At 73.8% G+C, this 24,959-nt stretch carries 17 protein-coding genes and 1 pseudogene; 6 read left to right on the forward strand and 12 right to left on the reverse strand.

Annotated elements, in window-relative coordinates:
* Positions 1–64: 64 nt before the first annotated feature.
* From ACGFZ2_RS32275 to ACGFZ2_RS32290, 4 genes are all read right to left on the reverse strand, one after another.
* Positions 65–580 (reverse strand): hypothetical protein, encoded by a 516-nt coding sequence (locus tag ACGFZ2_RS32275; protein ID WP_393269274.1) that lies wholly within the window; start codon positions 578–580, stop codon positions 65–67.
* 117 nt (positions 581–697) lie between these two features.
* A complete protein-coding gene (locus tag ACGFZ2_RS32280; RefSeq protein ID WP_393460352.1) occupies positions 698–3,784 on the reverse strand; it encodes an Rne/Rng family ribonuclease in 3,087 nt (1,028 codons plus the stop codon).
* A 131-nt stretch (positions 3,785–3,915) separates the two neighbouring features.
* Complete coding sequence (locus tag ACGFZ2_RS32285; RefSeq protein ID WP_350710910.1) at positions 3,916–4,635, reverse strand: TIGR03936 family radical SAM-associated protein; 720 nt, start codon at positions 4,633–4,635, stop codon at positions 3,916–3,918.
* A 193-nt stretch (positions 4,636–4,828) separates the two neighbouring features.
* On the reverse strand, positions 4,829–6,814 hold the full coding sequence (locus ACGFZ2_RS32290) for a TIGR03960 family B12-binding radical SAM protein (protein WP_393269269.1): 1,986 nt from the start codon (positions 6,812–6,814) through the stop codon (positions 4,829–4,831).
* Positions 6,815–7,421: 607 nt separating this feature from the next.
* Here ACGFZ2_RS32290 and ACGFZ2_RS32295 point away from each other — a divergent pair.
* Positions 7,422–8,561, forward strand: coding sequence for a hypothetical protein (locus ACGFZ2_RS32295; protein ID WP_393460379.1), 1,140 nt, complete (start codon positions 7,422–7,424; stop codon positions 8,559–8,561).
* A 93-nt stretch (positions 8,562–8,654) separates the two neighbouring features.
* Here ACGFZ2_RS32295 and ACGFZ2_RS32300 read toward each other — a convergent pair whose 3' ends face one another.
* From ACGFZ2_RS32300 to ACGFZ2_RS32310, 3 genes are all read right to left on the reverse strand, one after another.
* On the reverse strand, positions 8,655–9,338 hold the full coding sequence (locus ACGFZ2_RS32300) for a lysophospholipid acyltransferase family protein (protein WP_393269267.1): 684 nt from the start codon (positions 9,336–9,338) through the stop codon (positions 8,655–8,657).
* A 171-nt stretch (positions 9,339–9,509) separates the two neighbouring features.
* Positions 9,510–12,653 carry an isoleucine--tRNA ligase gene (ileS, locus tag ACGFZ2_RS32305; RefSeq protein WP_393269265.1) on the reverse strand — a complete coding sequence of 1,048 codons (3,144 nt, stop codon included), beginning with the start codon at positions 12,651–12,653 and terminating at the stop codon, positions 9,510–9,512.
* Positions 12,654–13,047: 394 nt separating this feature from the next.
* Positions 13,048–14,604: an alkaline phosphatase D family protein gene (locus ACGFZ2_RS32310; RefSeq protein ID WP_393460355.1), complete on the reverse strand. Its 1,557-nt coding sequence runs from the start codon at positions 14,602–14,604 to the stop codon at positions 13,048–13,050.
* Between the two features lie 239 nt (positions 14,605–14,843).
* On the opposite strand from ACGFZ2_RS32310, the gene ACGFZ2_RS32315 reads away from it, so the two are divergent.
* The gene (locus ACGFZ2_RS32315; protein ID WP_393460358.1) at positions 14,844–15,284 is read left to right on the forward strand and encodes a carboxymuconolactone decarboxylase family protein; all 441 of its coding nucleotides are present in this window, start codon (positions 14,844–14,846) and stop codon (positions 15,282–15,284) included.
* Positions 15,281–16,159 carry an RNA polymerase sigma factor SigJ gene (gene sigJ, locus ACGFZ2_RS32320; protein WP_393460361.1) on the forward strand — a complete coding sequence of 293 codons (879 nt, stop codon included), beginning with the start codon at positions 15,281–15,283 and terminating at the stop codon, positions 16,157–16,159. The genes ACGFZ2_RS32315 and sigJ overlap by 4 nt, the downstream gene beginning before the upstream one ends.
* 105 nt (positions 16,160–16,264) lie before the next feature.
* Here the strand turns inward: sigJ and ndk are convergent, their stop codons facing one another.
* Positions 16,265–16,690: a nucleoside-diphosphate kinase gene (gene ndk / locus ACGFZ2_RS32325; protein ID WP_350684456.1), complete on the reverse strand. Its 426-nt coding sequence runs from the start codon at positions 16,688–16,690 to the stop codon at positions 16,265–16,267.
* A gap of 143 nt (positions 16,691–16,833) precedes the next feature.
* Between ndk and ACGFZ2_RS32330 the strand changes: the two genes are divergently transcribed.
* On the forward strand, positions 16,834–18,207 hold the full coding sequence (locus ACGFZ2_RS32330; protein ID WP_393460364.1) for a VOC family protein: 1,374 nt from the start codon (positions 16,834–16,836) through the stop codon (positions 18,205–18,207).
* Positions 18,208–18,258: 51 nt separating this feature from the next.
* On the opposite strand, the gene ACGFZ2_RS32335 is transcribed toward ACGFZ2_RS32330, so the two are convergent.
* The 3 genes from ACGFZ2_RS32335 to ACGFZ2_RS32345 are packed head-to-tail and all read right to left on the reverse strand — an operon-like array spanning position 18,259 to position 22,636.
* Positions 18,259–18,690: a DUF4233 domain-containing protein gene (locus ACGFZ2_RS32335; RefSeq protein ID WP_393460367.1), complete on the reverse strand. Its 432-nt coding sequence runs from the start codon at positions 18,688–18,690 to the stop codon at positions 18,259–18,261.
* Positions 18,687–20,021, reverse strand: a complete 1,335-nt coding sequence (locus ACGFZ2_RS32340) for a bifunctional folylpolyglutamate synthase/dihydrofolate synthase (protein ID WP_393269251.1) — start codon at positions 20,019–20,021, stop codon at positions 18,687–18,689. The genes ACGFZ2_RS32335 and ACGFZ2_RS32340 overlap by 4 nt, the downstream gene beginning before the upstream one ends.
* Positions 20,018–22,636: a valine--tRNA ligase gene (locus tag ACGFZ2_RS32345; protein ID WP_393269249.1), complete on the reverse strand. Its 2,619-nt coding sequence runs from the start codon at positions 22,634–22,636 to the stop codon at positions 20,018–20,020. The genes ACGFZ2_RS32340 and ACGFZ2_RS32345 overlap by 4 nt, the downstream gene beginning before the upstream one ends.
* A 69-nt stretch (positions 22,637–22,705) precedes the next feature.
* Here ACGFZ2_RS32345 and ACGFZ2_RS32350 point away from each other — a divergent pair, with 69 nt between their 5' ends.
* Positions 22,706–23,389, forward strand: coding sequence for a hypothetical protein (locus tag ACGFZ2_RS32350; RefSeq protein WP_393269247.1), 684 nt, complete (start codon positions 22,706–22,708; stop codon positions 23,387–23,389).
* A gap of 635 nt (positions 23,390–24,024) precedes the next feature.
* Here ACGFZ2_RS32350 and ACGFZ2_RS32355 read toward each other — a convergent pair.
* Positions 24,025–24,462, reverse strand: a complete 438-nt coding sequence (locus tag ACGFZ2_RS32355; protein WP_393460370.1) for a GNAT family N-acetyltransferase — start codon at positions 24,460–24,462, stop codon at positions 24,025–24,027.
* Between the two features lie 110 nt (positions 24,463–24,572).
* On the opposite strand from ACGFZ2_RS32355, the pseudogene ACGFZ2_RS32360 reads away from it, so the two are divergent.
* A pseudogene (locus ACGFZ2_RS32360) lies at positions 24,573–24,959 on the forward strand (hypothetical protein); the annotation flags it as partial.

The following is a 24,959-nucleotide window of genomic DNA, read 5'->3' on the forward strand; positions in this document are numbered from 1 at the left end:
ACCAAAGTGCGCCGCAGGCAAGCGTACGCCATGGGAGGGCCGACGCCCAAACCGGCCCCGCAGGTCAGCGGGCGCAGAGCTGGTCGAGCCGCTGCCGGAGCCGGTCCAGCTCGGTCTCGTCGATCGCGTCGACGTCGGTGCCCAGCGTGCCGACCTCGGCCGCCATGTCCGCGAGCAGCGTCTTGAGCTGGGCGTCCTCGGCCCGGCCCGACTCCCGCCGCAGGGCGGCCCGCCAGTCGGTCAGCGCCGCGGAGATGCGCTTGCGGGCGGTTTCGGCGGCGGTGCCGTCGTTCGCCCCGACCGCCGCGACCATCTTGCCGAGCTCCTCGACGTACGTCCGCACGGCGGTGTCCCCGGCCGCCTGTGCGGCGGCGCACACCTCGGGGGCGTTGCCGCCCGCCGCCCCGCTGCCGGCCCCCGGCCCGCCAACCGGCCCGGAGCCCGTCGCCCCGCCGCCCGGACCGCCGGTGGGCCCGCTCGACGCGGCGCCCGAGGCGGCCGGCTCCGGCCGCTCGGCCGCGCACCCGGCGCCGGTGAGCAGGACAGCGGTGACCGTGGTGACGGCGAGCAGACGGCGCATCGTTCTTCTCCTGACCGGGTTGGCCGATCGTGGCCGGGGATCGACCATACGACAGGGCCCCCTCCCCGGGACATTGCCGGGGAAGGGGCCCTGCCAAACGCCGGGCTGGTCAGCCGGTCACGGCCGGGTGCGCCGCCGCGCGCCGCTGCGCCGGGACCGGCGCCGGCCGGAGCCGCCCTCCGGCTCGTCGCCGTCGGTGTCGGCCAGCGCGTCCGGGTCGTCCGGGGCGGCCAGCCGGGCGGACTCGCCCGTCTGGCTGTCGGCGACCACGGGCGCGGCGGGGGTGTCCGCCTCGTAGCGGGACAGGTCGTAGCCCATGGTGTCGTGGTAGTCGGCGTCCGGGCTGGTCGCGGTGTCGGGCTCGGTGACCTCGGCCACGGTCCGCTCGGCCGGCGCGCTCTTGCGGGCCCGCTTCCGGGACGCGCCGCCGCCCTGCTCGGCCGCCGGGGCGGCGACGGCCGAGGCGACCGCCTTGACCTTCTCCCCCGCGCCGCCGCCGGAGCGCGGCTTCTCCGGCACCGGCTCGGTGTGGATGATCAGGCCCCGGCCCTTGCAGCACTCGCAGGTCTCGCTGAACGCCTCCAGCAGGCCCGCACCGATCCGCTTGCGGGTCATCTGCACGAGGCCGAGCGAGGTGATCTCGGTGACCTGGTGCTTGGTGCGGTCCCGCCCCAGGCACTCGGTCAGCCGGCGCAGCACCAGCTCGCGGTTCGACTCCAGCACCATGTCGATGAAGTCGATCACCACGATGCCGCCGATGTCGCGCAGCCGGAGCTGGCGGACGATCTCCTCGGCGGCCTCGAGGTTGTTCCGGGTGACCGTCTCCTCCAGGTTGCCCCCGGAGCCGGTGTACTTGCCGGTGTTGACGTCGATGACCGTCATCGCCTCGGTCCGGTCGATCACCAGCGAACCGCCCGAGGGGAGGAAGACCTTGCGGTCCAGCCCCTTGATGATCTGCTCGTCGATCCGGTACTCGGCGAAGACGTCGGTGGTGCCGACGTGCCGGCGCAGCCGGGGGACCAGGTCGGGCGAGACGTGCGACAGGTACGACTCGACCACGTCGTACGACTGCTCGCCCTCGATCACCAGCTCGCGGAAGTCCTCGTTGAACAGGTCCCGGACGACCCGGATGACCAGGTCCGGCTCCTCGTAGAGCAGCACCGGGGCGCCGCCCTCGGCCGCCTTCGCCTGGATGTCCTCCCACTGCGCCTGCAACCGCTTGACGTCGCGGGCCAGCTCGTCCTCGCTGGCGCCCTCGGCGGCGGTCCGGACGATCACGCCCGCGCCGTCCGGCACCAGCTTCTTCAGCACGTCCCGCAGCCGCTTGCGCTCGGTGTCGGGCAGCTTCCGGCTGATGCCGGAGGCGTTGCCGTTGGGCACGTAGACCAGGTGCCGGCCGGAGAGCGCGATGTGGCTGGTCAGCCGGGCGCCCTTGTGGCCGATCGGGTCCTTGGTGACCTGCACGAGCACCGAGTCGCCGGACCGGAGCGCCTGCTCGATCGAGCGGGCCCGACCCTCCAGGCCGGTGGTGTCCCAGTTCACCTCGCCGGCGTACAGCACGGCGTTGCGGCCGCGCCCGACGTCGACGAAGGCCGCCTCCATGCTGGGCAGGACGTTCTGCACCTTGCCGAGGTAGACGTTGCCGGCCATGGTGCCGGAGGAGTTGCGGGTGACGTAGTGCTCGACCAGCACCCCGTCCTCGAGGACGGCGATCTGGGTCCGGTCGCCGCGCTGGCGTACCGCCATCACCCGGTCGACGGCCTCCCGGCGGGCCAGGAACTCCGACTCGCTGAGGATCGGCGGCCGGGTCCGGCGCTGCTCGCGGCCGTCGCGGCGGCGCTGGCGCTTGGCCTCCAGGCGGGTCGAGCCGGAGACGCCCTGCACCTCGTCGACGGTCTTGCGCGGCTCGCGGATCTTGACGACGGTCGGCACGCCGTCGTCGGCACCGGCCTCGACGTCGCCGGCACCCCGGCGACGGCGCCGCCGGCGACGGCGGGTCAGCGCGTCGCCGCCCTCGGCCTCCTCGTCCTCCTCGCCTTCGGCCTCTTCCGCCTCGGCCTGCGTGGCCTCCTCGGCCTCCTCGTCCTCGATGTCCTCCGCGCCGCCCTTGCCCCGGCCGCGGCCCCGGCGGCCCCGGCGGCGACGACGGCGGGCGGCGGTGTCGTCCTCGTCCTCTTCCTCGTCCTCGGCGGCCTCCTCGGCCTCCTCGGTCGGCTCCTCCTCGGCCTCGACGGCCTCGGCCACCTCGACGTCGCGGCGGCCACGCCGGCGGCGGCGGGCCGGCTCGGCCGGCTCCTCCTCGGCGGCGGGCTCCACGGCGGCCGGGGCGGGCGTGACGACCCGGGCCAGCGGGATCTCCTCCGGCTGCGGGGCCATGAAGAGCACGGTGGGCGCGGAGAGCGCGGCCCGCCGGCGGCGGGTGCGCGGCTCCGGCTCCGCGGCGGGCTCCTCCTGGGCGGCCGGTTCCGCTGCGGGCGCGGCGCCCGGCGGTACCTCGCCGGCGCGGGTCTCCGCAGCGGGCGGGGCGGCGGCGCCGAACTCGGTGCCGGCCTGCGGCTCGGCCCGGCCGGGCTGCTCGGCCTCGCCGGGCCCGGCCTGGGCGGCCTCGTCACCGGCGGCCGGCTCGGCGGTGCCGGCCGGGGTCTCCGCGGCCGGCTCGGCCGCCGCGGGGGCGGCCTTCTTCCGCCGGGCACGGGTGGCCTTGACCGGCTTCTCCGCCTCGGCGGGGGCCTCCTCCACCGCGGCCGACGGCTCCCCGGCGGCCTGCGCCGTGGGCTCCTCGGCCGGCGCCGCGGACTCCCCGGCGGCCTTGGCGGTGGTGGCCTTGCGGCGGCGGCGCGTCGCCTTCGGGGCGGCCTCGAGGTCGCCGGTGACCGGGGCGAGCACCTCGGCCTGGGGCGCCTCGGCGCTGCCCGGCACGGCCTCGGTCGACGCCTGCACCGGCGCGTCGGTCTGCTCGGGCTGGTTCAGGGGCGCGGCGCGCCGCCGGGTGGTACGGCGTCGGGCGGGCGCGACCGGGGCCTGTCCCGCCTCGGTGGCTCCGGCGTCCGCCATGCCGACGGCGGCGTTCTCCGCCCCGGCGGTGCTCCCCGCCTCGGTGGCGCTGCTCGCGCCGGTGGCGTTCTCGGTGGTGCCGTTGTTAGCGGTCTCGTCGGCCGGCTGTGAACCGGTCCGTTCGCCGCCCTCGGGCTCGTTCTCGAGCATGGACGTTCTCCAGTTCTGGCTGCCCCGGGCGCGGGTGAGCGCTGCCACGCAGGGTTGCCGCAAAAGTGTTTCCGCCGGGCGCGCAGGGTGCGCGACCGCCGAAGTCTGCCTGCCTGAACGCCGACCGTCGGTCAGCGTTCACCGATGGTTGCCCCGTCGCGGTCCGCGTCCAACGGATCCGCGATCGCGCCCTGCGCGGTCAGCGTGCCCTGTGCCAGCCGGATCACCCTCGGGGAGACCGGCGGCTCCAGGTCGGCCACCACGCGGAGGCCGGAAAGGACGTCATCGGGCCGCACGGCGGGGGTGACCTGCCGCACGACCAGTTCGAGTATCGCACACGGTACGGCCGGGACCCCGGAAGGCGTCTCCGTCGACGCCGCGACATCGATGTGAATCACTGCTGATCGGGCGTCGAAGGTGCGCCGGCCCTGTTTGGTCATCCGCTCGACGAGCACCTCGTCGGCGGCCGTGAAGGCGGAAACCGCCCGTTCCAGGACGGCGGGGTCGACCTCGGGCAGCTCGATCCGCCAGTGCGACGCCTCGATCCGGTCGGCAAGACTCCCGCCGCCGGCCACGACGGCGTCGAGCACGTCGAGCCCCGGCGAGAGCGCGGCGTCCAGCGCGGCGCGCAGCTCCTGCGGGTCGACCGGCTCGCGGAGGCCGATCTCCAGGTATTCCGCCTCGCTCGCGACGCCGGTGGGGGCGGCGCTGGCGTACGAGATCTTGGGGTGCGGGGTGAAGCCCTGGGAGAAGGCGATCGGCACGCCGGCCCGGCGCAGCGCGCGCTCGAACGCCCGGGCGAAGTCCCGGTGCGACGTGAAGCGCAGCGGACCGCGCTTGGCGTACCGGATCCGGACGCGCTGGACGACCGGGGCCTGGCCGCCCTCTGGCTGTGGTTTCCTACTGATCGTCGTGCTCCTCGGTGTCAGAGACCGGCTGATCGTGAAGGCACCCGCGCGACAACGCGCGTGCCGCTGACGACAGCCGCATGATCGACCCGGTGCGCGGCGGGCGGCGCGCGGGCGCCACCCGCCGTGCGGCGGGCTACTGCTGGGCGCCGGTGGGGAGCTTCAGGCCGTTGATCGGGGTGAGCGGGAGAAGTTTCTTCCCGGTCGGGCCGATCTGGATCTCGGTGTCCATGGCGGGGCAGACGCCGCAGTCGAAACACGGGGTCCACCGGCAGTCGTCCTGCTCGTACTCGCTGAGCGAATCCTGCCAGTCCTGCCAGAGCCAGTCCTTGTCCAGGCCCGAGTCCAGGTGGTCCCAGGGCAGGACCTCCAACTCGTCGCGTTCGCGGGTGGTGTACCAGTCGAGGTCGACCCCGAACTGCGGCAGCACCTCGGCGGCGGCCTCCACCCAGCGCTGGTAGGAGAAGTGCTCGCTCCAGCCGTCGAACCGGCCGCCGTTCTCCCAGACCTTGCGGATCACCGCGCCGACCCGGCGGTCGCCCCGGCTGAGCAGGCCCTCGATCAACGAGGGCTCGCCGTCGTGGTAGCGGAAGCCGATCGCCCGGCCCAGCGAGCGGTCCGAGTTGATCGCCTGCTTGAGCAGCTTGAGCCGGCCGTCGATGACCTCCGGCCGGGCCATGGACGCCCACTGGAACGGGGTGTGCGGCTTCGGCACGAAACCGCCGATGGAGACGGTGCAGCGGATGTCCTTGGACCCGGTGGCCGCCCGACCCGCCCTGATCACCTCGTGCGCCATGTCCGCGATCTCGAGGACGTCCTCGTCGGTCTCCGTGGGCAGGCCGCACATGAAGTAGAGCTTCACCTGCCGCCAGCCGTTCGTGTACGCGGTGACGACGGTACGGATCAGGTCTTCCTTCGACACCATCTTGTTGATGACCTTGCGGATCCGCTCCGACCCGCCCTCCGGCGCGAAGGTCAGGCCGGTGCGCCGCCCGTTGCGGGACAGCTCCTGCGCGAGGTCGATGTTGAACGCGTCGACCCTGGTCGACGGCAGCGAGAGCGAGACGTTGGTGCCCTCGTACTGCTGGGCGAGGCCCGAGCACATGTCGCCGATCTCGGAGTGGTCGGCGGACGACAGCGACAGCAGGCCCACCTCGTGGAAGCCGGAGAACTCCAGCCCCTGCTGCACCATCTGCCCCACCGTGGTGATGGAGCGCTCGCGCACCGGCCGGGTGATCATGCCGGCCTGGCAGAACCGGCAGCCCCGGGTGCAGCCCCGGAAGATCTCCACCGCGTACCGCTCGTGCACCGTCTCGGCGAGCGGCACCAGGGGCTTCTTCGGGTACGGCCAGGCGTCCAGGTCCATGGTCGTGCGCTTGTGCACCCGGAACGGCACGTCCGCCCGGTTCGGCACGACCCGCTGGATCCGGCCGTCGGGCAGGTAGTCCACGTCGTAGAAGCGCGGCACGTAGACGCTCTCGGTGCGGGCCAGGCGCAGCAGCAGTTCGTCGCGCCCGCCCGGGGAGCCCTCCGCCTTCCACTCCCGGACGATCGCGGTGATCTCCAGGACGGCCTCCTCGCCGTCGCCGAGCACGGCGGCGTCGACGAAGTCGGCGATGGGTTCCGGGTTGAACGCGGCGTGACCGCCGGCCACGATCACCGGGTCGGCGTCGGTGCGGTCGGCGGCGAGCATGGGGATGCCGGCCAGGTCGATCGCGGTGAGCAGGTTGGTGTAGCCCAGCTCGGTGGAGAAGGAGATGCCGAACACGTCGAAGTCGCGCACCGAGCGGTGCGCGTCGACCGTGAACTGCGGCACGCCGTGGGCGCGCATCAGCTTCTCCAGGTCCGGCCAGACCGCGTACGTCCGCTCGGCGAGCACGTCGGGCAGCTCGTTGAGCACCTCGTAGAGGATCTGCACGCCCTGGTTGGGCAGGCCGACCTCGTAGGCGTCGGGATACATCAGCGCCCAGCGCACGGTCGCGGTGTCCCAGTCCTTGACCACCGCACCCAGCTCGCCACCGACGTACTGGATGGGCTTGGTCACCTGGGGCAGCAGCGGCTCCAGCCGGGGCCAGACGGAATTGGCCGCGACGGGACGCGGCGTGGTGGACGGGACGCTCATGATGCCCAAGGGTACGCGCCCCGTCGGCGGCGACCGCGCGGACGCCACGGCGCCGGCCGGTCGCCGCGGTTCCCCGACCGGACGTCCGGCCGGCCCTGTCCCCGGGCGGTGGCCGGGATCGCCGCGCTGGCGCGTCGGTACTAACCTCGGACCGGCGCGAGAGGAGATTGCCGCGATGCCGCAGCCGGGACCGGACCGGCCGGCCGACGGGAGCATCCCGGGCCCGGACCAGGGCCGGGATCCGGCGGTCACCGAGGAGCACACGTCCTCCCCCGCAGCCGCCGCCCCCGCCGGCCCCACGGGCCCGGAGGGCACCCGTGAGCTGCCCGTCGAGGGGACGGAGGCGGCCGCGACCGACCGCGCCGAGGGCGCCGAGGGCGCCGGCGCCGACGTGACCGCCCCGCCGGACGCCGCCATCGCTCCGCCGGACGCTGACGCTCCCCGGGGCACCGCCGCCGCCCCGGACGGCGCCCTCGGCAGCGGTCCGGAGGGGTCCGACGCCGCCGGAGCGGAGGGCACCGCCGCCGCCGGTCCGGAGGGCACCCGCCCGCTCCCCGCCGACCGGCCCGCGACGGACCGCCCGGCGGCCGGGCCGCAGGGCACCCGCATGCTCCCCGCCGACGAACCGCCGACCGACCGCCCGGCGGCCGGGCCGCAGGGCACCCGCATGCTCCCCGCCGACGAGCAGCCGCCCGCGCCGCCCGCACCCCGGTGGAGCGGCTCCGCGCCCGTCCCTCCCCCGCCGCCGCGCAAGCGGGCCTGGGGCGAGTCGGCCGAGCCCACGCCGGTGCCGCCGAGCCCGGCGGAGCCGCCCGAGCACCGCACCCCGGTGGACCCGTGGGCCGGCGCGGACACCGGCGGGTGGGACCTGCCGGCGGCCGAGCTGCCGCCGCTGCCACCGACAATGCCGTACCCGGCCGCGCCGCCGGCCCGGTCACACCCCGTGCCGCCGGCACCGCCCGTCCGATCCCCCGCGCCGCGTCCCGCCCCACCGCCGGTCGCCTACCCGGTGTCGCCGCCGCCGGTCGTGTATCCGGCCCCGCCGCCGGTCTCCCGGGCACCCGTCCCGGTGCGGCCGGCGCCTGCCCCGCCCCCGCCGCCCGCGCCGCCGAGGCAGCGGCGGACGAAGACGCCGCCGGCCGGGCCGCCGCCCGGCTTCCAGGCCCCCAAGGGGTACGTCCCGGTCGCCGTCCGCAAGCGTCGCCGCTGGCCGTGGGTGCTGTTGCTCACCCTGGCCTGCTGCTGCGGCTGCCCGGCCTACTACGGGACGCCGATGGTCACGCAGTACCCGGCCAGCGCCGCCCTGCCCGCCGAGGTGGCCGACCTGCGGCTGCGCGACGACAGCCGCAGCAAGGAGACCGCCAGGCAACTGGAGGCGGAGGTACGCAAGGCGCACTGGCTGGCCGAGGACACCTTCGCCGGCGTCTACGGCACGCCCGGCGGCAAGCGGGTGACGGTCTTCGGCGGCACCGGTTTCCGGTTCACCCCCGAGTCGGACGCGCAGGACGAGATCACCCGGCTCACCGAGCAGTACTCCCTCGGCGAGGCGCAGGAGGTCGACACCGGCGTACGCGGCCGGCACGAGCGCTGCGCGGTGGGCCGCGTCGACGGCGACGACGTGGTGGTCTGCACCTCCGTCGACCACGGCAGCATCGCCACCGCGGTCTTCACCCGGCTCTCCGTCGACGACAGCGCCGCCCTGCTCGGCACCCTGCGGGACCAGATCGTTACCGCCAAGCAGGGCTGAGCTGGCGGATGGCCCGCGCCGTCGCCCAGCTCGGCGACGTGGACGACGTCGTCCGCCAGGAGAAGCGGCGCGGCGACGCCGCACCGTGACAGCTCAGCCGGCGGGCGGCGGCTGAGCGCGGGGCGGGGCGTAGCGGGGCACGTACTCCTGGCCGGTGAGCTTCTGGATCTCGGTCATGATCTCGTCGGTGATCTCCCGCAGCGACGTGCGGTCGTCCGGCCGGCCGGTGAAGTCCAGCGGCTTGCCGAACCGTACCGTGATCTTGGCGCGGCCGGGGCGGGGCACCCGGGTGCCGATGGGCTGGGCCTTGTCGGTACCGATCATGCCGACCGGGATGACCGGCACGCCGGCCGCCACCGCCAGCCGGGCCGCGCCGGTGCGCCCCCGGTAGAGCCGGCCGTCCGGCGAGCGGGTCCCCTCGGGATAGACGGCGACCAGGTCGCCGGCCTTGAGCACCGGGATGGCGGCGTCGAACGCGGCCAGCGCCGCCCGGCCGCCGGCCCGCTCGACCGGGATGGCCCCCAGGCCGGTGAGCACGAACTTGGAGAAGGCGCCCTTCGGGCCGGTGCCCTTGAAGTACTCCGACTTGGCCCAGAACGCCAGGTGTCGGGGCACGACCGTGCCGAGGAAGAGCTCGTCGGCGACGGAGAGGTGGTTGCCCGCGAAGATCGCACCACCGGTCTCCGGGATGTGCTCCAACCCCTCCACGGTCGGACGGAAGGCCAACCGGAGCGCGGGCGCCACGGTGAGCTTGCCGATGGTGTAGAGCAGGGGCACTGGTCCTCCGGCGGATCGTGTGCGGGCAGGCGGTGTCACGGTAGCGGACGGGTCCACGTGGTCCCGCGGGGGTGGCGGTGCCGGCCGGCTGGTGAGCGGGCCTGTCGGGCGCGGGCGGGGCCGGTGGTGGCGGCCCGGCGGAGCACGCCGGACCGCCACCGTCTCAATGCCTCATACCCGCCGGACGGCGACCGTCACCCGGTCGCCCTCGCCGACCTCGCCCGTGAAGCCCGCCACCCCGTCGGCGAAGTCGACGGAGTCGGCCAGCACCTCCCGGGCGACGAAGTCCGTGTACCCGGCCACCGCCGCGCGCACCTCCTCGGAGGCCGACAGCAGCAGCGCGATCCGGTCGGAGACGTCCAGGTCGGCGTCCCGCCGGGCCTGCTGCACCACCCGGACGACGTCCCGCGCCAGCCCCTCGGCGGCCAGCTCGGGGGTGACCTCCGTGTCCAGCACGACCACGCCCTCGCCGCCGGGCAGCGGCGCGGAGTGCTCGGCGTCGGCGGCGACCAGGCGCAGCTCGTACTCGCCCTCGGCGAGGGTGACGCCGGCGGCCACCGGGGCTCCGTCGACCAGCTCCCACTCGCCCGCCTTGACCGCCTTGATGACCTGCTGGACCTGCTTGCCGACCCGGGGGCCGAGCGCGCGCGGCACCACCGTCAGCACCTGCTGGCAGTACGCGGACACCTCGCCGGTGAACTCCACCGCCTTCACGTTGACCTCGTCGGCGACCAGGTCGGCGAAGGGCCGCAGCTGCTCCGCCGCCGGGGAGGCGACGGTCAGCTTCGACAGCGGCAGCCGCACCCGCAGCCCCTTGGCCTTGCGCAGCGACAGCGCCGCCGAGGCGACCGCCCGGGTGGCGTCCATCGCGGCGACCAGCTCGTGGTCGGCCGGGAACTGCGCCGCGTCCGGCCAGTCGGCCAGGTGCACCGACCGCTCGCCGGTCAGCCCGCGCCAGATCTCCTCCGCGGTCAGCGGCGCCAGCGGCGCCACCACCCGGCACAGCGTCTCCAGCACCGTCCAGAGCGTGTCGAACGCGTCCGCGTCACCCGACCAGAACCGGTCCCGGGAGCGCCGGACGTACCAGTTGGTCAGCGCGTCCAGGTAGGACCGCACGGTGGCGCAGGCACCGGAGATGTCGTACGCGTCCATCTGCGCACCGACGGTGGAGACCAGCTCGTTCGTCTTCGCCAGCACGTACCGGTCGAGCAGGTGGGTGGAGTCCACCCGCCGCTTCGCCGTGTAGCCGTCGGCGTTGGCGTAGAGCGAGAAGAAGTACCAGACGTTCCACAGCGGCAGCAGCACCTGCCGGACTGCGTCCCGGATGCCCGACTCGGTGACCGCCATGTCACCGCCGCGCAGCACCGGCGAGGACATCAGCATCCAGCGCATCGCGTCCGAGCCGTACGAGTCGAACACGTGGTAGACGTCCGGGTAGTTGCGCAGGCTCTTGGACATCTTGCGCCCGTCGGAGCCGAGCAGGATGCCGTGGCTGAGGCAGTTGCGGAACGCCGGCCGGTCGAACAGCGCGGTGGCCAGCACGTGCATCGTGTAGAACCAGCCGCGGGTCTGCCCGATGTACTCGACGATGAAGTCGCCCGGGTAGTGGTGCTCGAACCAGTCGCGGTTCTCGAACGGGTAGTGCACCTGGGCGAACGGCATCGAGCCGGACTCGAACCAGCAGTCCAGCACCTCCGGCACCCGGCGCATCACGGACTTCCCCGTCGGGTCGTCCGGGTTGGGGCGGACCAGCTCGTCCACCGCCGGCCGGTGCAGGTCGGTGAGGCGTACGCCGAAGTCCCGCTCGATCTCCTCCAGCGAGCCGTAGACGTCCAGCCGCGGGTAGTTCGGGTCGTCGGACTTCCACACCGGGATCGGCGAGCCCCAGAACCGGTTCCGGCTGATCGACCAGTCGCGGGCGTTGGCCAGCCACTTGCCGAACGAGCCGTCCTTGATGTGCCCCGGGGTCCAGTTGATCTGCTGGTTCAGCTCGACCATCCGGTCCTTGAACTGCGTCACCGCGACGAACCACGACGACACCGCCTTGTAGACCAGCGGGGTGTCGCAGCGCCAGCAGTGCGGGTAGGAGTGGGTGTAGGTGTCCTGCTTGAGCACCACCCCCCGCTCCTTCAGCTCCCGGATCACCGGCTTGTTGACGTCGAAGACCTGCTCGCCCTGGTACGGCGGGACCAGCGCGGTGAACCGGGTGTGGTCGTCCACCGTGACGATGGTCGGGATGCCGGCGGCGTTGCAGGTGTTCTGGTCGTCCTCGCCGAAGGCCGGGGCCAGGTGCACGATCCCGGTGCCGTCCTCGGTGGTGACAAACTCCGCGCCGAGCACCTGGTAGGCGTTCGGGCCCGCCTGCTCGACGAGGAAGTCGAACAGCGGGGTGTAGCGGCGGCCGACGAGGTCGCGGCCGGAGACGGTGCCGACCTGCTCGTACCCCTCCAGCTCCTTGGCGTACGCGGCCAGCCGGGCCGCCCCGACGACGTACCGCGCGCCGTCGCGCTCCAGCACCGCGTACTCGATGTCGGGGCCGACGGCGAGCGCGAGGTTGGACGGCAGGGTCCACGGCGTGGTGGTCCAGACGCCGAGCCGCACCGGCCCGCGCACCAGCTCCGGCGCGCTCTCGTCGGGGGTCAACTCGAACCACACCGACAACGTCGGGTCGTGCCGGTCCCGGTAGACGTCGTCCATCCGGGTCTCGGTGTTCGACAGCGGCGTCTCGCAGCGCCAGCAGTACGCCAGCACCCGGAAGCCCTCGTAGACCAGACCCTTGTCGTGCAGGGTCTTGAAGGCCCACATGACGCTTTCCATGTAGTCCAGGTCGAGGGTCTTGTAGTCGTTGGCGAAGTCGACCCAGCGGGCCTGCCGCGTGACGTAGCGCTCCCAGTCCTGGGTGAACTCCAGCACCGAGGTGCGGCACGCCTCGTTGAACCGGGCCACGCCCAGGTCGAGGATCTCCGCCTTGCTGGTGATGCCGAGCTGCTTCTCGGCGACCACCTCTGCGGGCAGGCCGTGGCAGTCCCAGCCGAAGCGCCGCTCCACCCGGCGCCCGCGCATGGTCTGGTAGCGCGGCACCACGTCCTTGACGTAGCCGGTGAAGAGGTGGCCGTAGTGCGGCAGGCCGTTGGCGAACGGCGGGCCGTCGTAGAAGACGTACTCGTTCTTCCCGTCGGTGCCGGCGGGACGGGCCTCGACGCTGGCCTCGAAGGTCTTGTCGGCCGTCCAGTGCTCCAGGACCCGGCGTTCGACCGCGGGCAGGTCCGGGCTCGCCGGGACGGCGGCGGTCGGGTCGTGCAACGGATAGGCCATCGGGGGTCGCTCTCCTCGCGCAGCTCACGGTCATGTGGGTCTGCGAGGACGAGCCGATCCGGTACGCCGTGCCGGCGCCCCGGGTGGCCCGCGGTACCACCCCGCTTGGCGGTCAGGATCGACCGCCCGCTCGTTGGCCGGCTGTGACGGGCCGGACCCGTCCGGTTCTACTGGGCCGGTCACCCGGCTGTTCTTCCGGAGGCTCGCCGGTGATGGCCGGGTCATCGCCTTACGGCCGTCAAGGTTACCCGACCGCCCGCCGAGATCGCCGCCGAGTAACGGCGGCCGCTCCTCGACACCCGCTGATCCCGCCCGCGTCGACCATGAGGCTGTCGCGGTACCCCCCCCCGGCGGGTGGTGGCGACCGCCTCATGGTCGACTGACGGCGGCGGGGTCAGCGGGTCGGGGCGGGCAGGGTGGTCGTCCAGAGGGAGGCTCCGTCGCGGTCGCGCAGGTGGACGGTGAAGGCGCCGGACGCGCCGTCGACGGCGACCTCGCCGAAGTGCTGGAAGCCCTCGGCCGGGGAGGTGTTGGCCCGCGGCGGGGCGTTGACGAAGACCGCCTTCGGGCCGAACGTGCCGTCCAGGGCGTTCGGGCCGAACGCGCCGGCGTGCGCCGGCCCCGAGACGAACTCCCAGAACGGGGTGAACTCGGCGACCGACGCCCGGGCCGGGTCGTAGTGGTGCGCGGCGGTGTAGTGCACGTCGGCGGTGAGGAAGACGATCCCGGTCACCCCGGCCCGGTGCGCCGCGCCGAGCACCTGCGCGAACTCCAGTTCCCGCCCGGCCGGCGCGCCCGGGTCGCCCTGCGCGACGCCCTCCTGGGCGGCGGCGCCGTCCGGCACCACCAGCCCGATCGGCAGGTCGGCGGCGATCACCTTCCAGGTGGCCCGGGACCGGGTCAGTTCCCGGATCAACCACTCCCGCTGTTCCCGGCCGAGCAGGCCACGCGCCGGGTCGGCGTAGGTGTTGCCGTCGTTGGGATCCTTCCAGGTCCGCATGTCCAGCACGAAGACGTCCAGCCGCGACCCGTACGACATCCGCCGGTACCGCGGCCCGTCGACCGGCGCCGGCAGCCACTCGTCGAACGCCTGCCGGGCCCGGGCGGCGAGCACGTCGACGCGGCGCTCGGTGTACCGCGCGTCGGTCAGGATCTCCCCCGGGTACCAGTTGTTGGTCACCTCGTGGTCGTCCCACTGGTTGATCTGCGGCACCTCCGCCACGAACGCGCGCAGGTGCTCGTCGAGCAGGTTGTACGCGAACTGCCCCCGGTACTCGGCCAGCGTCTCGGCGACCTTGCTCTTCTCCGGGGTGACCAGGTTGCGCCAGACCCGCCCGTCGGGCAGGGTCACCGTCTCGGCGAGCGGGCCGTCGGCGTAGACGGTGTCGCCGCTGCACAGGAAGAAGTCGGGCCGGGTGGCCCGCATGGCCCGGAAGATCGACATGCCGTCGAAGTCCGGGGCGATGCCCCAGCCCTGCCCGGCGATGTCACCGGTCCAGACGAACCGGACGTCCCGGCGATCGTGCCGGTCGGGGGCGGTGGTCAGCGCGCCGGTCACCGGTTCGCTGGCCAGCCCCGGCCGGTCCAGGCTCTCCACCCGGACCCGGTAGTGCAGCCGCTCGCCACCGGGCAACCCGCGCAGCCGCACCTTGCCGGTGAGGTCGCCGGTCGGGTCGAGCACCGGTCCGCGTACCCGCCGGGCGCCGCGGAAGTCCGGCCGGCGGCTTACCTCCACCAGCATCCGACCGGGACGGTCGGCGCGGGTCCAGACCAGCGCCGAGTCCACGGTCACGTCACCGCTCTGCACGCCGTGGGTGAGCACCGGTCGGCCGGTCGGCCGCCAGGCCGGTGCGGCGGGCGCGGCGGGCGCGCCGAGCAGGGCGCCGCCCGCGACACCGGCACCTGCGATCAGGCCGGCGCGCAGCAACGTACGTCGGTCAAGTTCGGTCATCGTTCCTCCCGGATCGGGGACTGCCCCCGTGGGTCTACCGGGCGGAGATGACCGGCGGCGGCGTGCCGGGTGACCGGGGCCGGAACTCCGGTGGTCCGGGGCGGGGCGGTGCGTGCGGGGCGGTGCGGGGCGGCCAGGGCGGCCCGGCCGGCATGACCGGCGTCACAGTCCGGACCGTCACGCCGAGCCCCCGTCGCGTCGTCGTGTCGGTGTCACCACCACGGATCAGGGAGGTTGTCATGCAGCGGATCAACGCGGCCGAGGTGGCGCCGGAGGCGTACCACGCCGTGCTGGGGCTGGAGAAGTACGTCCGGGCCAACGTCGACCACACCGTGCTCCACCTGGTGAAGCTCCGGGCGTCGATGCTGAACGGTTGCGCGTTCTGCGTCGACATGCACAGCCGGGACGCGCTCGCCGAGGGCGAGTCGAGCCGGCGGCTCTTCGCGGTCTCCACCTGGCGGGAGGCGCCCTTCTTCGATGAGCGGGAGCGGACCGCGCTGGCGCTCACCGACGCGGTGACCCGCCTCGGCGAGCACGGGGTGCCCGACGAGGTCTGGGACGCGGCGGCGAAGGTGTGGCCCGAGAAGGAGCTGGTCGACCTGCTGATGGCCATCGCGACAATCAACGTGTGGAACCGCATCGCCGTGACCTGCCGGACCGATCTCCCGACGGACGTGTGACGGTCACCGACGCGACGCAGGCGGCCGGTGCGCTCGAGGCGCACCGGCCGATGCTGCTCGGTCTGGCGTACCGCCTGCTCGGCAGCCGGCACGACGCGGAGGACGTGCTCCAGGAGGCGTACCTGCGCTGGCTGGGGGCGGACCGGGCGGCGGTCGCCGAGCCGCGCCGCTACCTGTCCCGGGTGGTCACCCACCTGGCGCTGGACCGGCTGCGCGCCCGGCGGGCCGCCCGGGAGACGTACGTCGGGCCGTGGCTGCCCGAGCCGGTGCCGACCGCGCCGTCACCGTTCGGGCCGCTGGACTCCGTCGAGCTGCGCGACTCGCTCTCCACCGCCCTGCTGCACCTGCTGGAACGCCTCACCCCGCCGGAGCGCGCGGTCCACGTGCTGCACACCGCCTTCGACCTGCCGTACGCCGAGATCGCGGAGATCCTGGACCGGTCGGTGGCGGACTGCCGGCAGCTGCACCACCGGGCGGTGGCCCGGATCGGGCAGGACCGGCGGCGGTTCACCGCCGGCCGGGCCGAGCAGGAACGGCTGTTGGACGCCTTCCTCGCCGCCGCCCGCGACGGTGACCTGGCCGCGTTGACCGGGCTGGTGGCGAGGGACGCCACCGCCTGGACCGACGGCGGCGGCCGGGTCAAGGCGGCGCGCAACCCCGTCACCGGCGCGGACCGGGTCGCCCGCTTCTTCGCCGGCCTGTACGGCCCGGGCCGACACTTCACCGCGCGCCGGCTGGAACTCAACGGCCAGCCGGCCGTCCTGATCATCCGCCCCGACGGCGGCAGGTACGCGCTGACCCTGGGCGCGGCCGGCGGCCGGATCACCGGGTTCTACGTGGTCGGCAACCCAAACAAGCTGCCGTGGACGCCCTGACCGGACGGTCGTGCCGGTCGACGGCCTGGACGCGTTGCGGCGGACGCCCCGACCGGACGGTCGTGCCGGATCCGGCACGACCGCTGCTCGCGGCGTCGGCGGCCGTCAGCCCAGCTCGGGGAACCAGAGCGCGATCTCCCGCTTCGCGCTGTCCGGCGAGTCGGAGGCGTGCACCAGGTTCTCGCGGTTGGACAGCGAGAGGTCGCCGCGGATCGTGCCGGCCGCCGCCTTGCGCCCGTCGGTCGACCCGACCAGCCCCCGCACCACGTCGATGACCTGGTCGCCGGAGAGCACCAGCGCCACCAGCGGGCCGCCGGTCATGAAGTCCTTCAGCGGCGGGTAGAACGGCTTGTCCACGTGCTCGGCGTAGTGCTCGTCGGCCAGCGCGGCGTCCATCGTCCGGGACACCATCGCGTCGATCCGCAACCCCTTGCGCTCGAAGCGGGAGATCACCTCGCCGACCAGCCCGCGGCGGACCGCGTCGGGCTTGATCAGTACGAGGGTGCGCTCATCGGGGCTGCTGCTGGACACGCTGGGTTCCTCCTGTGCGCGGAAGGCGGCCGGGCTGGGTACGGTCAGCCTAGCGACCCGGTCCCGGCGCCGGCGCGGCGGCCGGTCTTTCCCCCGGCGGCCGATCCGGCCTAGCCTGGCCCTTGACCCCCGGGAGGTCCACAGTGGCGAATGGCGGGAACCGGCCCATCGCGCCGGTACGCAAGCTGATCGCCGCGGTGCTCGGCACCGTGGCCACCTTCGTGATCCTCTTCGGGCTGGGCATGACCAGCTGGGCGATCGTGGCGCTCGGGGTCGCCCTGCTGGTGCTGGCCATCGCGCTGGCCACCGTGCGCGGCGGCGGGCGCACCTGGGTGGTCGGCGTGGGCCACGTGCACAGCGCCTCCGAGCCACCCACCCAGTACGCCTTCGGCCGCTGCGAGCTGCAACTGGTGATCGACGCGCCCGGCTTGCCGCCGCGGTCGAAGAAAATCATCGAGCCGCGGGTGCCGGTGGCGAAGTGGCCGTCGCTGGGGCAGACGCTGCCGATCCGGGTGGCCCTGGACGACCAGCGGCACGTCCGGGTGCTCTGGGACGAGGTGCCCACCCACGCCGAGTCCGCCGCCACCGTCGCCGCCGACCTCCCGCCGGAGTACGCGGGCCCGGATCCGCTGGACGACGTGCTGCTCCAGCAGGAGGCGCCGCCGTGGGCCGACCGTGCGCCGGACGACGACTTCCGGGACGACTTCCGCGAGCCGCTGGTCGACCCGCTGGGCGATCCACTCGGCGATCCGCTCGGCGGGGAGCCCGCCAGGCGCCCGGAGGAGCGCGAGCCCGTCGTGGTGCACCAGCGCCCCGGCGGGCCGGTCGTGCTGGAAGGCACCCTCGTCGAGCAGTCCACGACCGGCACCCTGCCACGCCGGGCCACCCCGACGCCCCGCCCGCCGGCCGAGGAGCGGTTCGACCCGCCCGCCCCGGCCGGCGGGCGCACCGACCCGCCCGCGCCGGCGGAGCCGCTCGACCCGCTCGACCTGCCCCTGGACGACCCGATCCCGCCCCGGGACCGGGCGCGCGAGGGGCGGATCAGCCCGGAGGAGCTGGACGAGGCGATCTTCGGCCGCGAGGCGACCACCGGCGCCGACGACGGGACCGCCGGGGTCGTGGAGGACGAGGACGACCTCGGCGCGCCGATCGCCGGGGTGGGCCTGACGCTGCTGGTCACCGACCTGCCACGCTCGCTGGCCTTCTACCGGGACCTGGGCTTCACCGAGGTCGACCGGGGCTCCGGCAACGCCGTCCTCGCCTCCGGGACGACCCGGCTGGTGCTGCGGGAGGTGACCGAGGCGGCGCCGATCAGCCGCCGCCTGGTGCACGTCAACCTCGAGGTGGACGACATCGACTCCGCGTACGAGCGGCTGCGCGGGTCCGGCGTCCGGTTCACGTACGCCCCCCGGGTGGTCAACCGGGGCACGAAGCTGGAGGTGTGGGCGGCCGCGTTCCGCGACCCGGACGGCCACGGCATCGCCCTCACCCAGTGGCGCGAACGCGCCGAGGCCTGACCCCGCCGACGGGCTGACGGTGGCGGGCCAGCCCGTCAGCCCGTCAGCCCGTCAGCCGAGGATGACCCGGCGGACGTGCAGGGCGTAGGCCCAGACCAGGGCGAAGACGACGCCCAGCGCGAGCAGCGACCAGTGCAGCAGGCCGGCCAGCATCAGCAGTCCCTGCAGGGCGGTGCCGGCGTGCCAGGCCCACGGCCAGCGCATCATGCCGGCCAGCAGCACCGCCGCCACGGCCAGCGCCAGGACCGCACCGATCGCCGCGCCCCCCAGGTCGCCGCCGACCATGCGGATCGGCTGGATGGCCAGGACCAGCACCAGCGCCTCCAGGATCAGCGTCCCGGCCCCCAGCCCGCGCACCGCCCGCTCCGGGTTCCGCAGCCCGGACCGTCGCGGCCCACCCGCCGACGGACGGCCCGGGTCGCCCCCGGCGGCCGTGCCCTCCGGGCGGTCGTCGCCCGCGGTGCCCCGCACCGGGCCGGTCATCGCTTCAGCAGCCGGCGGGCGTCGGCCACGGTCACCACCGATCCGGTGACCAGCACCCCGACCCCGCTCAGCTCCCCCGGTACGTCCTCCTCGGCCATCGCCACCGCCGTCTCGATCGCGTCCGGCATCTCCTCGGCGACCTCGACCCGGTCGGGGCCGAAGACCTCGGCGGCCAGCGCGGCGAGTTCCCGGGCCGGCATCGCCCGGGGCGAGCTGTTCCGGGTCACCACGACCTGGTCGACCACCGGCTCCAGCAGTTCCAGCAGGCTGGCCGCGTCCTTGTCGCCGAGGACGCCGACGACCGCCACCAGCTTGCTGAACGCGAACTCCTCCTGCAGCGCGGTCACCGTGGCGGCCATGCCGTGCGGGTTGTGGGCGCCGTCGAGCAGAATGGTCGGCGCGCTGCGTACCCGCTCCAGGCGGCCGGGCGAGGTGGCCGTGGCGAACCCCTCCCGGACGGTCTCGACGTCGAGCTGGCGCTTCGCGCCGGCGCCGAGGAACGCCTCCACCGCCGCCAACGCCACCGCCGCGTTCTGCGCCTGGTGGGCGCCGTGCAGCGGGATGAAGACCTCCTCGTAGACGCCGCCGAGGCCCTGCAGGGTGAGCACCTGCCCGCCGACGGCGACCGCCCGCCGGAGCACCCCGAACTCGGAGCCCTCCCGGGCGATGGTCGCGCCGACCTCGGCGCAGCGTTCCAGGATCGGCCGGGCCGCCTCCTCCTCCTGCGCGGCGGAGATGACCGTCGCGCCGGCGTGGACGATGCCCGCCTTGGCCAGCGCGATGTCCTGGATGGTGTCGCCCAGCCACTCGGTGTGGTCCAGCCCGATCGGGGTGAGCACGCACACCCCGGCCTGGATCACGTTGGTCGCGTCCTCGGCGCCGCCCAGGCCCACCTCGACCACCGCCACGTCCACCGGGGCGTCGGCGAACGTCGCGAACGCCAGCGCGGTGGTCATGTCGAAGTACGTCAGCGGCTCCGCCGAACGCTCGTCCACCAGCCGGGCCAGCGGCTCGACCTCCCGGTACGTGGCGGTGAACCGCTCCTCGCCCACCGGCTCGCCATCCAGGCTGATCCGCTCCCGGACGGTCTCCAGGTGCGGGCTGGTGTAGCGGCCGGTGTGCAGCCCGAACGCCCGCAGCAGCGAGTCGATCATCCGGGCCGTCGAGGTCTTGCCGTTGGTGCCGGTCAGGTGGATCGACGGGTACGCGCGCTGCGGGCTGCCGAGCAGGTCCAGCAGCGACTCGATCTTGTCCAGCTCGAAGGCCATGCGGGTAAACCCGCGGCCCGCCAGCTCGGCCTCGACGGCGGCGAAATCGGTGCGGTCGGTCACGAGGACAGCGCCTCCAGAGCGGCGTCGATGCGGACCAGGTCGGCCTCGGCGACGGCGAGGCGGTCGCGGATCTTGGCGACCACCGGTTCCGGCGCCTTGCCGACGAACGCGGGGTTGTCGAGCTTGGCCCGGGCCTGCGCGGCCTCCTTCTCGGCGGCCGCCCGGTCCTTGGTGAGCCGGGCCCGCTCGGCGGCCACGTCGATCGACCCCCGGGTGTCCAGGGCCACGCTCACCTCGCCGGGCATGGCGAGGGTCGCGCTGGCCTGGAAGCCGTCGCCGGCCGCGTCCAGCCGCACCAGCGACCGGATGAGCGGCTCGTGCGCGGCGATGCCCGCGGCGGCCAGGCCGTCGAGCCGGGCGGCGACCCGCTGCGTCGGGCGCAGCCCCTGGTCCGAGCGGAACCGCCGGATCTCGGTCACCACCCGCTGGACGGTGCCGACCTCGGCCTCCGCGGCGTCGTCGACGAGGGTACGGTCGGCCGCCGGCCAGGTGGCCGTCATCACCGTCTCGCCCCCCGTGAGCGCGATCCACAGTTCCTCGGTGACGAACGGGATGATCGGGTGCAGCAGCCGCAGCAGCTGGTCCAGCACGTGCCCGAGCACCCGGCGGGTGGCCTCGGCGGCCGCGCCCCCCTCGGCAAGCACCGGCTTGGTCAGCTCCACGTACCAGTCGCAGACGTCGTCCCAGGCGAAGTGGTACAGCAGGTCGCACACCTTCGCGAACTCGTACGCCTCGAACTGCTCGTCCACCTCGGCGGTGACGTGCGCCAGCCGGGACAGGATCCACCGGTCGACGGTCGAGAGCCGCTCGGCGGCCGGCAGCGGGCCGTCGGTGTGCGCGCCGTTCATCAGCGCGAAGCGGGTGGCGTTCCAGAGCTTGTTGCAGAAGTTGCGGGAGCCCTGGCACCACTCCTCGCTCACCGGCACGTCCTGCCCGGGGTTGCCACCCCGGGCCAGGGTGAAGCGGGTGGCGTCGGCGCCGAAGCGGTCGATCCAGTCCAGCGGATCGACCACGTTGCCGAACGACTTCGACATCTTCTTGCCGAACTGGTCGCGGACCATGCCGTGCAGGGCCACCACGTCGAACGGCTGCCGGCCGTCCATCGCGTACAGGCCGAACATCATCATCCGGGCGACCCAGAAGAAGAGGATGTCGTAGCCGGTGACCAGGACGCTCGTCGGATAGAACTTCGCCAGGTCAGGCGTCTGCTCGGGCCAGCCGAGCGTGGAGAACGGCCAGAGGGCGCTGGAGAACCAGGTGTCGAGGACGTCCTCGTCCTGACGCCAGCCGTCCCCGGCGGGCGGCTGCTCGTCCGGGCCGACGCACACGACCTCGCCGTCCGGGCCGTACCAGACGGGGATGCGGTGGCCCCACCAGAGTTGCCGGGAGATGCACCAGTCGTGCATGTTGTCGACCCAGGCGAAGTACCGCTTGGCCAGCTCGGCGGGCTCGATCCGCACCCGCCCGTCGCGCACGGCGTCGCCGGCGGCCTTGGCCAGCGGCGAGGTGTTCACGAACCACTGCAGCGACAGCCGCGGCTCGACCGTCGTACGGCAGCGCGAGCAGTGACCCACCGCGTGCACGTACGGGCGCTTCTCCGAGACGATCCGGCCCTGCTCGCGCAGCGCCGCGACGATCGCGGGGCGCGCCTCGAAGCGGTCCAGGCCCTCGAACGGCCCCGGCACGGTGATCACGCCGCGCTCGTCCATCACGGTGAGCGCGGGCAGGTCGTGGCGCTGGCCGATCTCGAAGTCGTTCGGGTCGTGCGCCGGGGTCACCTTCACCATGCCGGTGCCGAAAGACGGGTCGACGTGCGCGTCGGCCACGATCGGGATGCGCCGCCCGGTCAGCGGCAGCTCGACCTCGGTGCCGATCAGGTGCTGGTAGCGCTCGTCGTCCGGATGCACCGCCACCGCCGTGTCGCCGAGCATCGTCTCCGCCCGGGTGGTGGCGACGACCACCTCGTCGCTGTAGCGGATCGAGACCAGTTCGCCGTCGTCGTCTGTGTGCTCCACCTCGATGTCCGACAGGGCGGTCAGGCATCGGGGGCACCAGTTGATGATCCGGTTGGCCCGGTAGATCAGGCCGTCGTCGTACAGCTTCTTGAAGATCGTCTGTACGGCGCGCGACAGCCCCTCGTCCATCGTGAAGCGCTCGCGGTCCCAGTCGACGGAGTCGCCGAGACGGCGCATCTGACCCAGGATGGCGCCGCCGGACTCGGCCTTCCACTGCCAGACCCGCTCGACGAACTGCTCCCGCCCCAGGTCGTGCCGGGACAGGCCCTGGCCGGCGAGTCGCCGCTCCACCACGTTCTGCGTGGCGATGCCGGCGTGGTCCATGCCCGGCAGCCAGAGCGCCTCGTAGCCCTGCATCCGCTTACGCCGCACCAGCGCGTCCTGCACCGTGTGGTCGAGGGCGTGGCCCATGTGCAGGGAGCCGGTGACGTTCGGCGGCGGGATGACGATGGTGAAGGGGGGCTTGTCGCTCTCCGCCGACGCCCGGAAGTGGCCGGCGGCTACCCAGTGCTCGTACCGTCGCTGCTCTACCTCGCCCGGCTGGTACTGGCCGGGCAGGGTCGGGGCGTCGGGGCGTCGGGCATCCAGTCTCTCGGTCACCCCGAAAGTCTACGGAGGGCTTCTCCGGACCCGACGTGCGCCACCTGCCGTTCGCGTACGGTGTCGGCTATGTCCGACGCACATCTCACCGAGCGGCCGGTCAACGACGGCTCCGAGCCGATCGACCTGACCGACGAGCCCATCCAGCTCAGCAACCGGGACCCGGAGCACGCCACCGGGCGGCGGGCGGGGCGGTCGCGGCGCCGGCGGGTGGCCTGGGCCGTGGCGGCGCTGGTCGGGCTGGCGGGCGCCGCCACCATCGGTACGGCCGGATGGCGGGTGGCCCAGCAGAAGGACGCGGACCTGACCACCCCGGACCGGGTCGCGGGACTGGTCCGGGACAACAGCGAACGGGCCCGCAGCACGTCGGACTACCTGCGCAGCGGCTTCGCCGCCGACATCGACCTGGACAGCAGCTTCGGCACCGTCTACCAGGACCCGGCAGACGACAAGCGCTCGGTGCTCGTCTTCGGCGGCACGACGCTGCTCTGGCAGCCGGAGCGGGACCTGGACAGCCTGTTCGGCCTGCTGACCGACGAGACCGGCAAGGTGACGGGGCTGCGGGAGGTGCCCGCGGGCCGCCTGGGCGGCGTGATGAAGTGCGGCACCACCAGCGGCGACGGCGGCGACTTCGCCGTCTGCGGGTGGGCCGACCACGGCAGTGTCGTGATGGCGATGTTCCCCGGCCGCTCCGTCGACGACGCCGGCGGGCTGTTCCGCGAGATGCGCGAGGAGATCCAGACCCGCAAGTGATGCCCGCCCCGCCTCCTTGTCCGGTTGTTGGTAGCTGAGGTGGGAGGTTGGGTGCTGCCTGAGCGTTTGTTGCGGTGTCAGGTGGGTGGGGGGGTGGGGGGGGGGGGGGCGCCGCCCCGCGGGGGGGGGGGGGGGGCCCCCCCCCGGCGCCCCCCCGCCCCCCCCCCCCCCGCGCCCCCCCCCCCCCCCCCCCCCCCCCCCCCCCCCCCCGGGCCCCCGCGCGGGGGGGGGGGGGGGGGGGGGGGGGGGGGGGGGGGGGGGGGGGGGGGGGGGGGGGGGGGGGGGGGGGGGGGGGGGCGCCCCCCCCCCCCCCCCCTGCCGTGCCCGGCTCCGGGCGGTCAGGCTTGATCCCTACGCCGGGCACGGCAGGCCCCACCCCCGTCGAGGTCAGCCACCGCCCGCGCCTTCCCGGCCCGCGTTCGCGCCGATATTGCGGGGTCCGCGACAGCGTCCTTTCCCATGTCCGCAGGATGGGTCTTTCCGGTCCACGGGTGTCTTTCTGGTCTGCGGGTGCCTTCACCGTGTCCGCCGGAACGCCCTTCACGTCGGCGGACAACCCTCAGAGCGCGTTGACTAACCAGGTCAGCTGGTGTTGAGGAGTCGGCCGGTCTTGTGACCTGGGGCCAGTTGCGTCGTCAATCAAGGGTCCGGGCCATCCCGACAGAGGTCGGCGCCGTTTGGCGGAAACCGTGCCGCTCGTAGAGGCGGCGGCCCGGTGGATCGGCGAGCAAGTTCACGAACGCACCGGGCGGCGCTTCCCGACGGATTGTCTCCAGTAACGCAGTCAGTACCGCGTCACCTATGCCCCGACGCTGATGCTCTGGCAATACAGCCATGTCGACCACGTGGAAGTACCACCCGCCATCGCCGAGCACCCGGCCCATCCCTACTGTCGTGCCGCTCTCCTCGTGCAATACGTGCACCGCGGCCCAGCCACCCCGCACCGCGGCGGCAGCCTGATCGGGTCGACGCGGTGAGAGCCCGGATCGTTTGCGAAGGACTAGGTAGTCTCCGACCGTCGGTGGTCCATCGACCAACCGATAACCCGCCGGCAGGGCGGTAGGTGCTGTCATGACCGCCATGCTACAGCGCTCCTTACGAGACAGTGGCGACCGTCGCTGGGCTGACGGTGGCTACGCGGGGCCGACTCGTCACCTGGGCCCGCCGCTGTCCTGGGCTCGCGGTGGAGATCGTGCGCGAGCTCGCCGACCAGGTCGGCTTCCAGGTCCTGCACCGCAGATGGGTCGCCGAGCAGTCCCTGTCGTGGATCAACCGTTGCCGACGCACCGTCCGCGACTACGAACGCCACCCCGAACACCACGCCGCTATGGTCCAGTGGGCCATGGTCATCATTCATGACCCGACGCCTCGCCCGATACCACAGGACCGGCCGACTCCAAGCCGTACTCAACACCAACTGACCTGGTTATTCAACGCGCTCTCAAATGCGTTCAGGGCCACCCCTTTTGGGGTGACCCTGAACGAAAGATTGTCCGGCGGTGTCCTACTCTCCCACACCCTCCCGAGTGCAGTACCATCGGCGCTGGAGGGCTTAGCTTCCGGGTTCGGA

This window comes from Micromonospora sp. NPDC048063, assembly GCF_043202855.1.
In the GTDB taxonomy this organism is placed as follows: Bacteria; Actinomycetota; Actinomycetes; order Mycobacteriales; family Micromonosporaceae; genus Micromonospora.

What these genes read in the sequence shown, in the direction of transcription:
- ACGFZ2_RS32275 (WP_393269274.1), bottom strand. Translation starts at nt 580, where the DNA reads ATGCGCCGTCTGCTCGCCGTCACCACGGTCACCGCTGTCCTGCTCACC.
- ACGFZ2_RS32295 (WP_393460379.1), top strand. Translation starts at nt 7,422, where the DNA reads ATGCTCCCCGCCGACGAACCGCCGACCGACCGCCCGGCGGCCGGGCCG.
- ACGFZ2_RS32355 (WP_393460370.1), bottom strand. Translation starts at nt 24,462, where the DNA reads ATGACAGCACCTACCGCCCTGCCGGCGGGTTATCGGTTGGTCGATGGA.
- ACGFZ2_RS32315 (WP_393460358.1), top strand. Translation starts at nt 14,844, where the DNA reads ATGCAGCGGATCAACGCGGCCGAGGTGGCGCCGGAGGCGTACCACGCC.
- ACGFZ2_RS32335 (WP_393460367.1), bottom strand. Translation starts at nt 18,690, where the DNA reads ATGACCGGCCCGGTGCGGGGCACCGCGGGCGACGACCGCCCGGAGGGC.
- ACGFZ2_RS32280 (WP_393460352.1), bottom strand. Translation starts at nt 3,784, where the DNA reads ATGCTCGAGAACGAGCCCGAGGGCGGCGAACGGACCGGTTCACAGCCG.
- ACGFZ2_RS32290 (WP_393269269.1), bottom strand. Translation starts at nt 6,814, where the DNA reads ATGAGCGTCCCGTCCACCACGCCGCGTCCCGTCGCGGCCAATTCCGTC.
- ACGFZ2_RS32310 (WP_393460355.1), bottom strand. Translation starts at nt 14,604, where the DNA reads ATGACCGAACTTGACCGACGTACGTTGCTGCGCGCCGGCCTGATCGCA.
- ileS (WP_393269265.1), bottom strand. Translation starts at nt 12,653, where the DNA reads ATGGCCTATCCGTTGCACGACCCGACCGCCGCCGTCCCGGCGAGCCCG.
- ACGFZ2_RS32350 (WP_393269247.1), top strand. Translation starts at nt 22,706, where the DNA reads ATGTCCGACGCACATCTCACCGAGCGGCCGGTCAACGACGGCTCCGAG.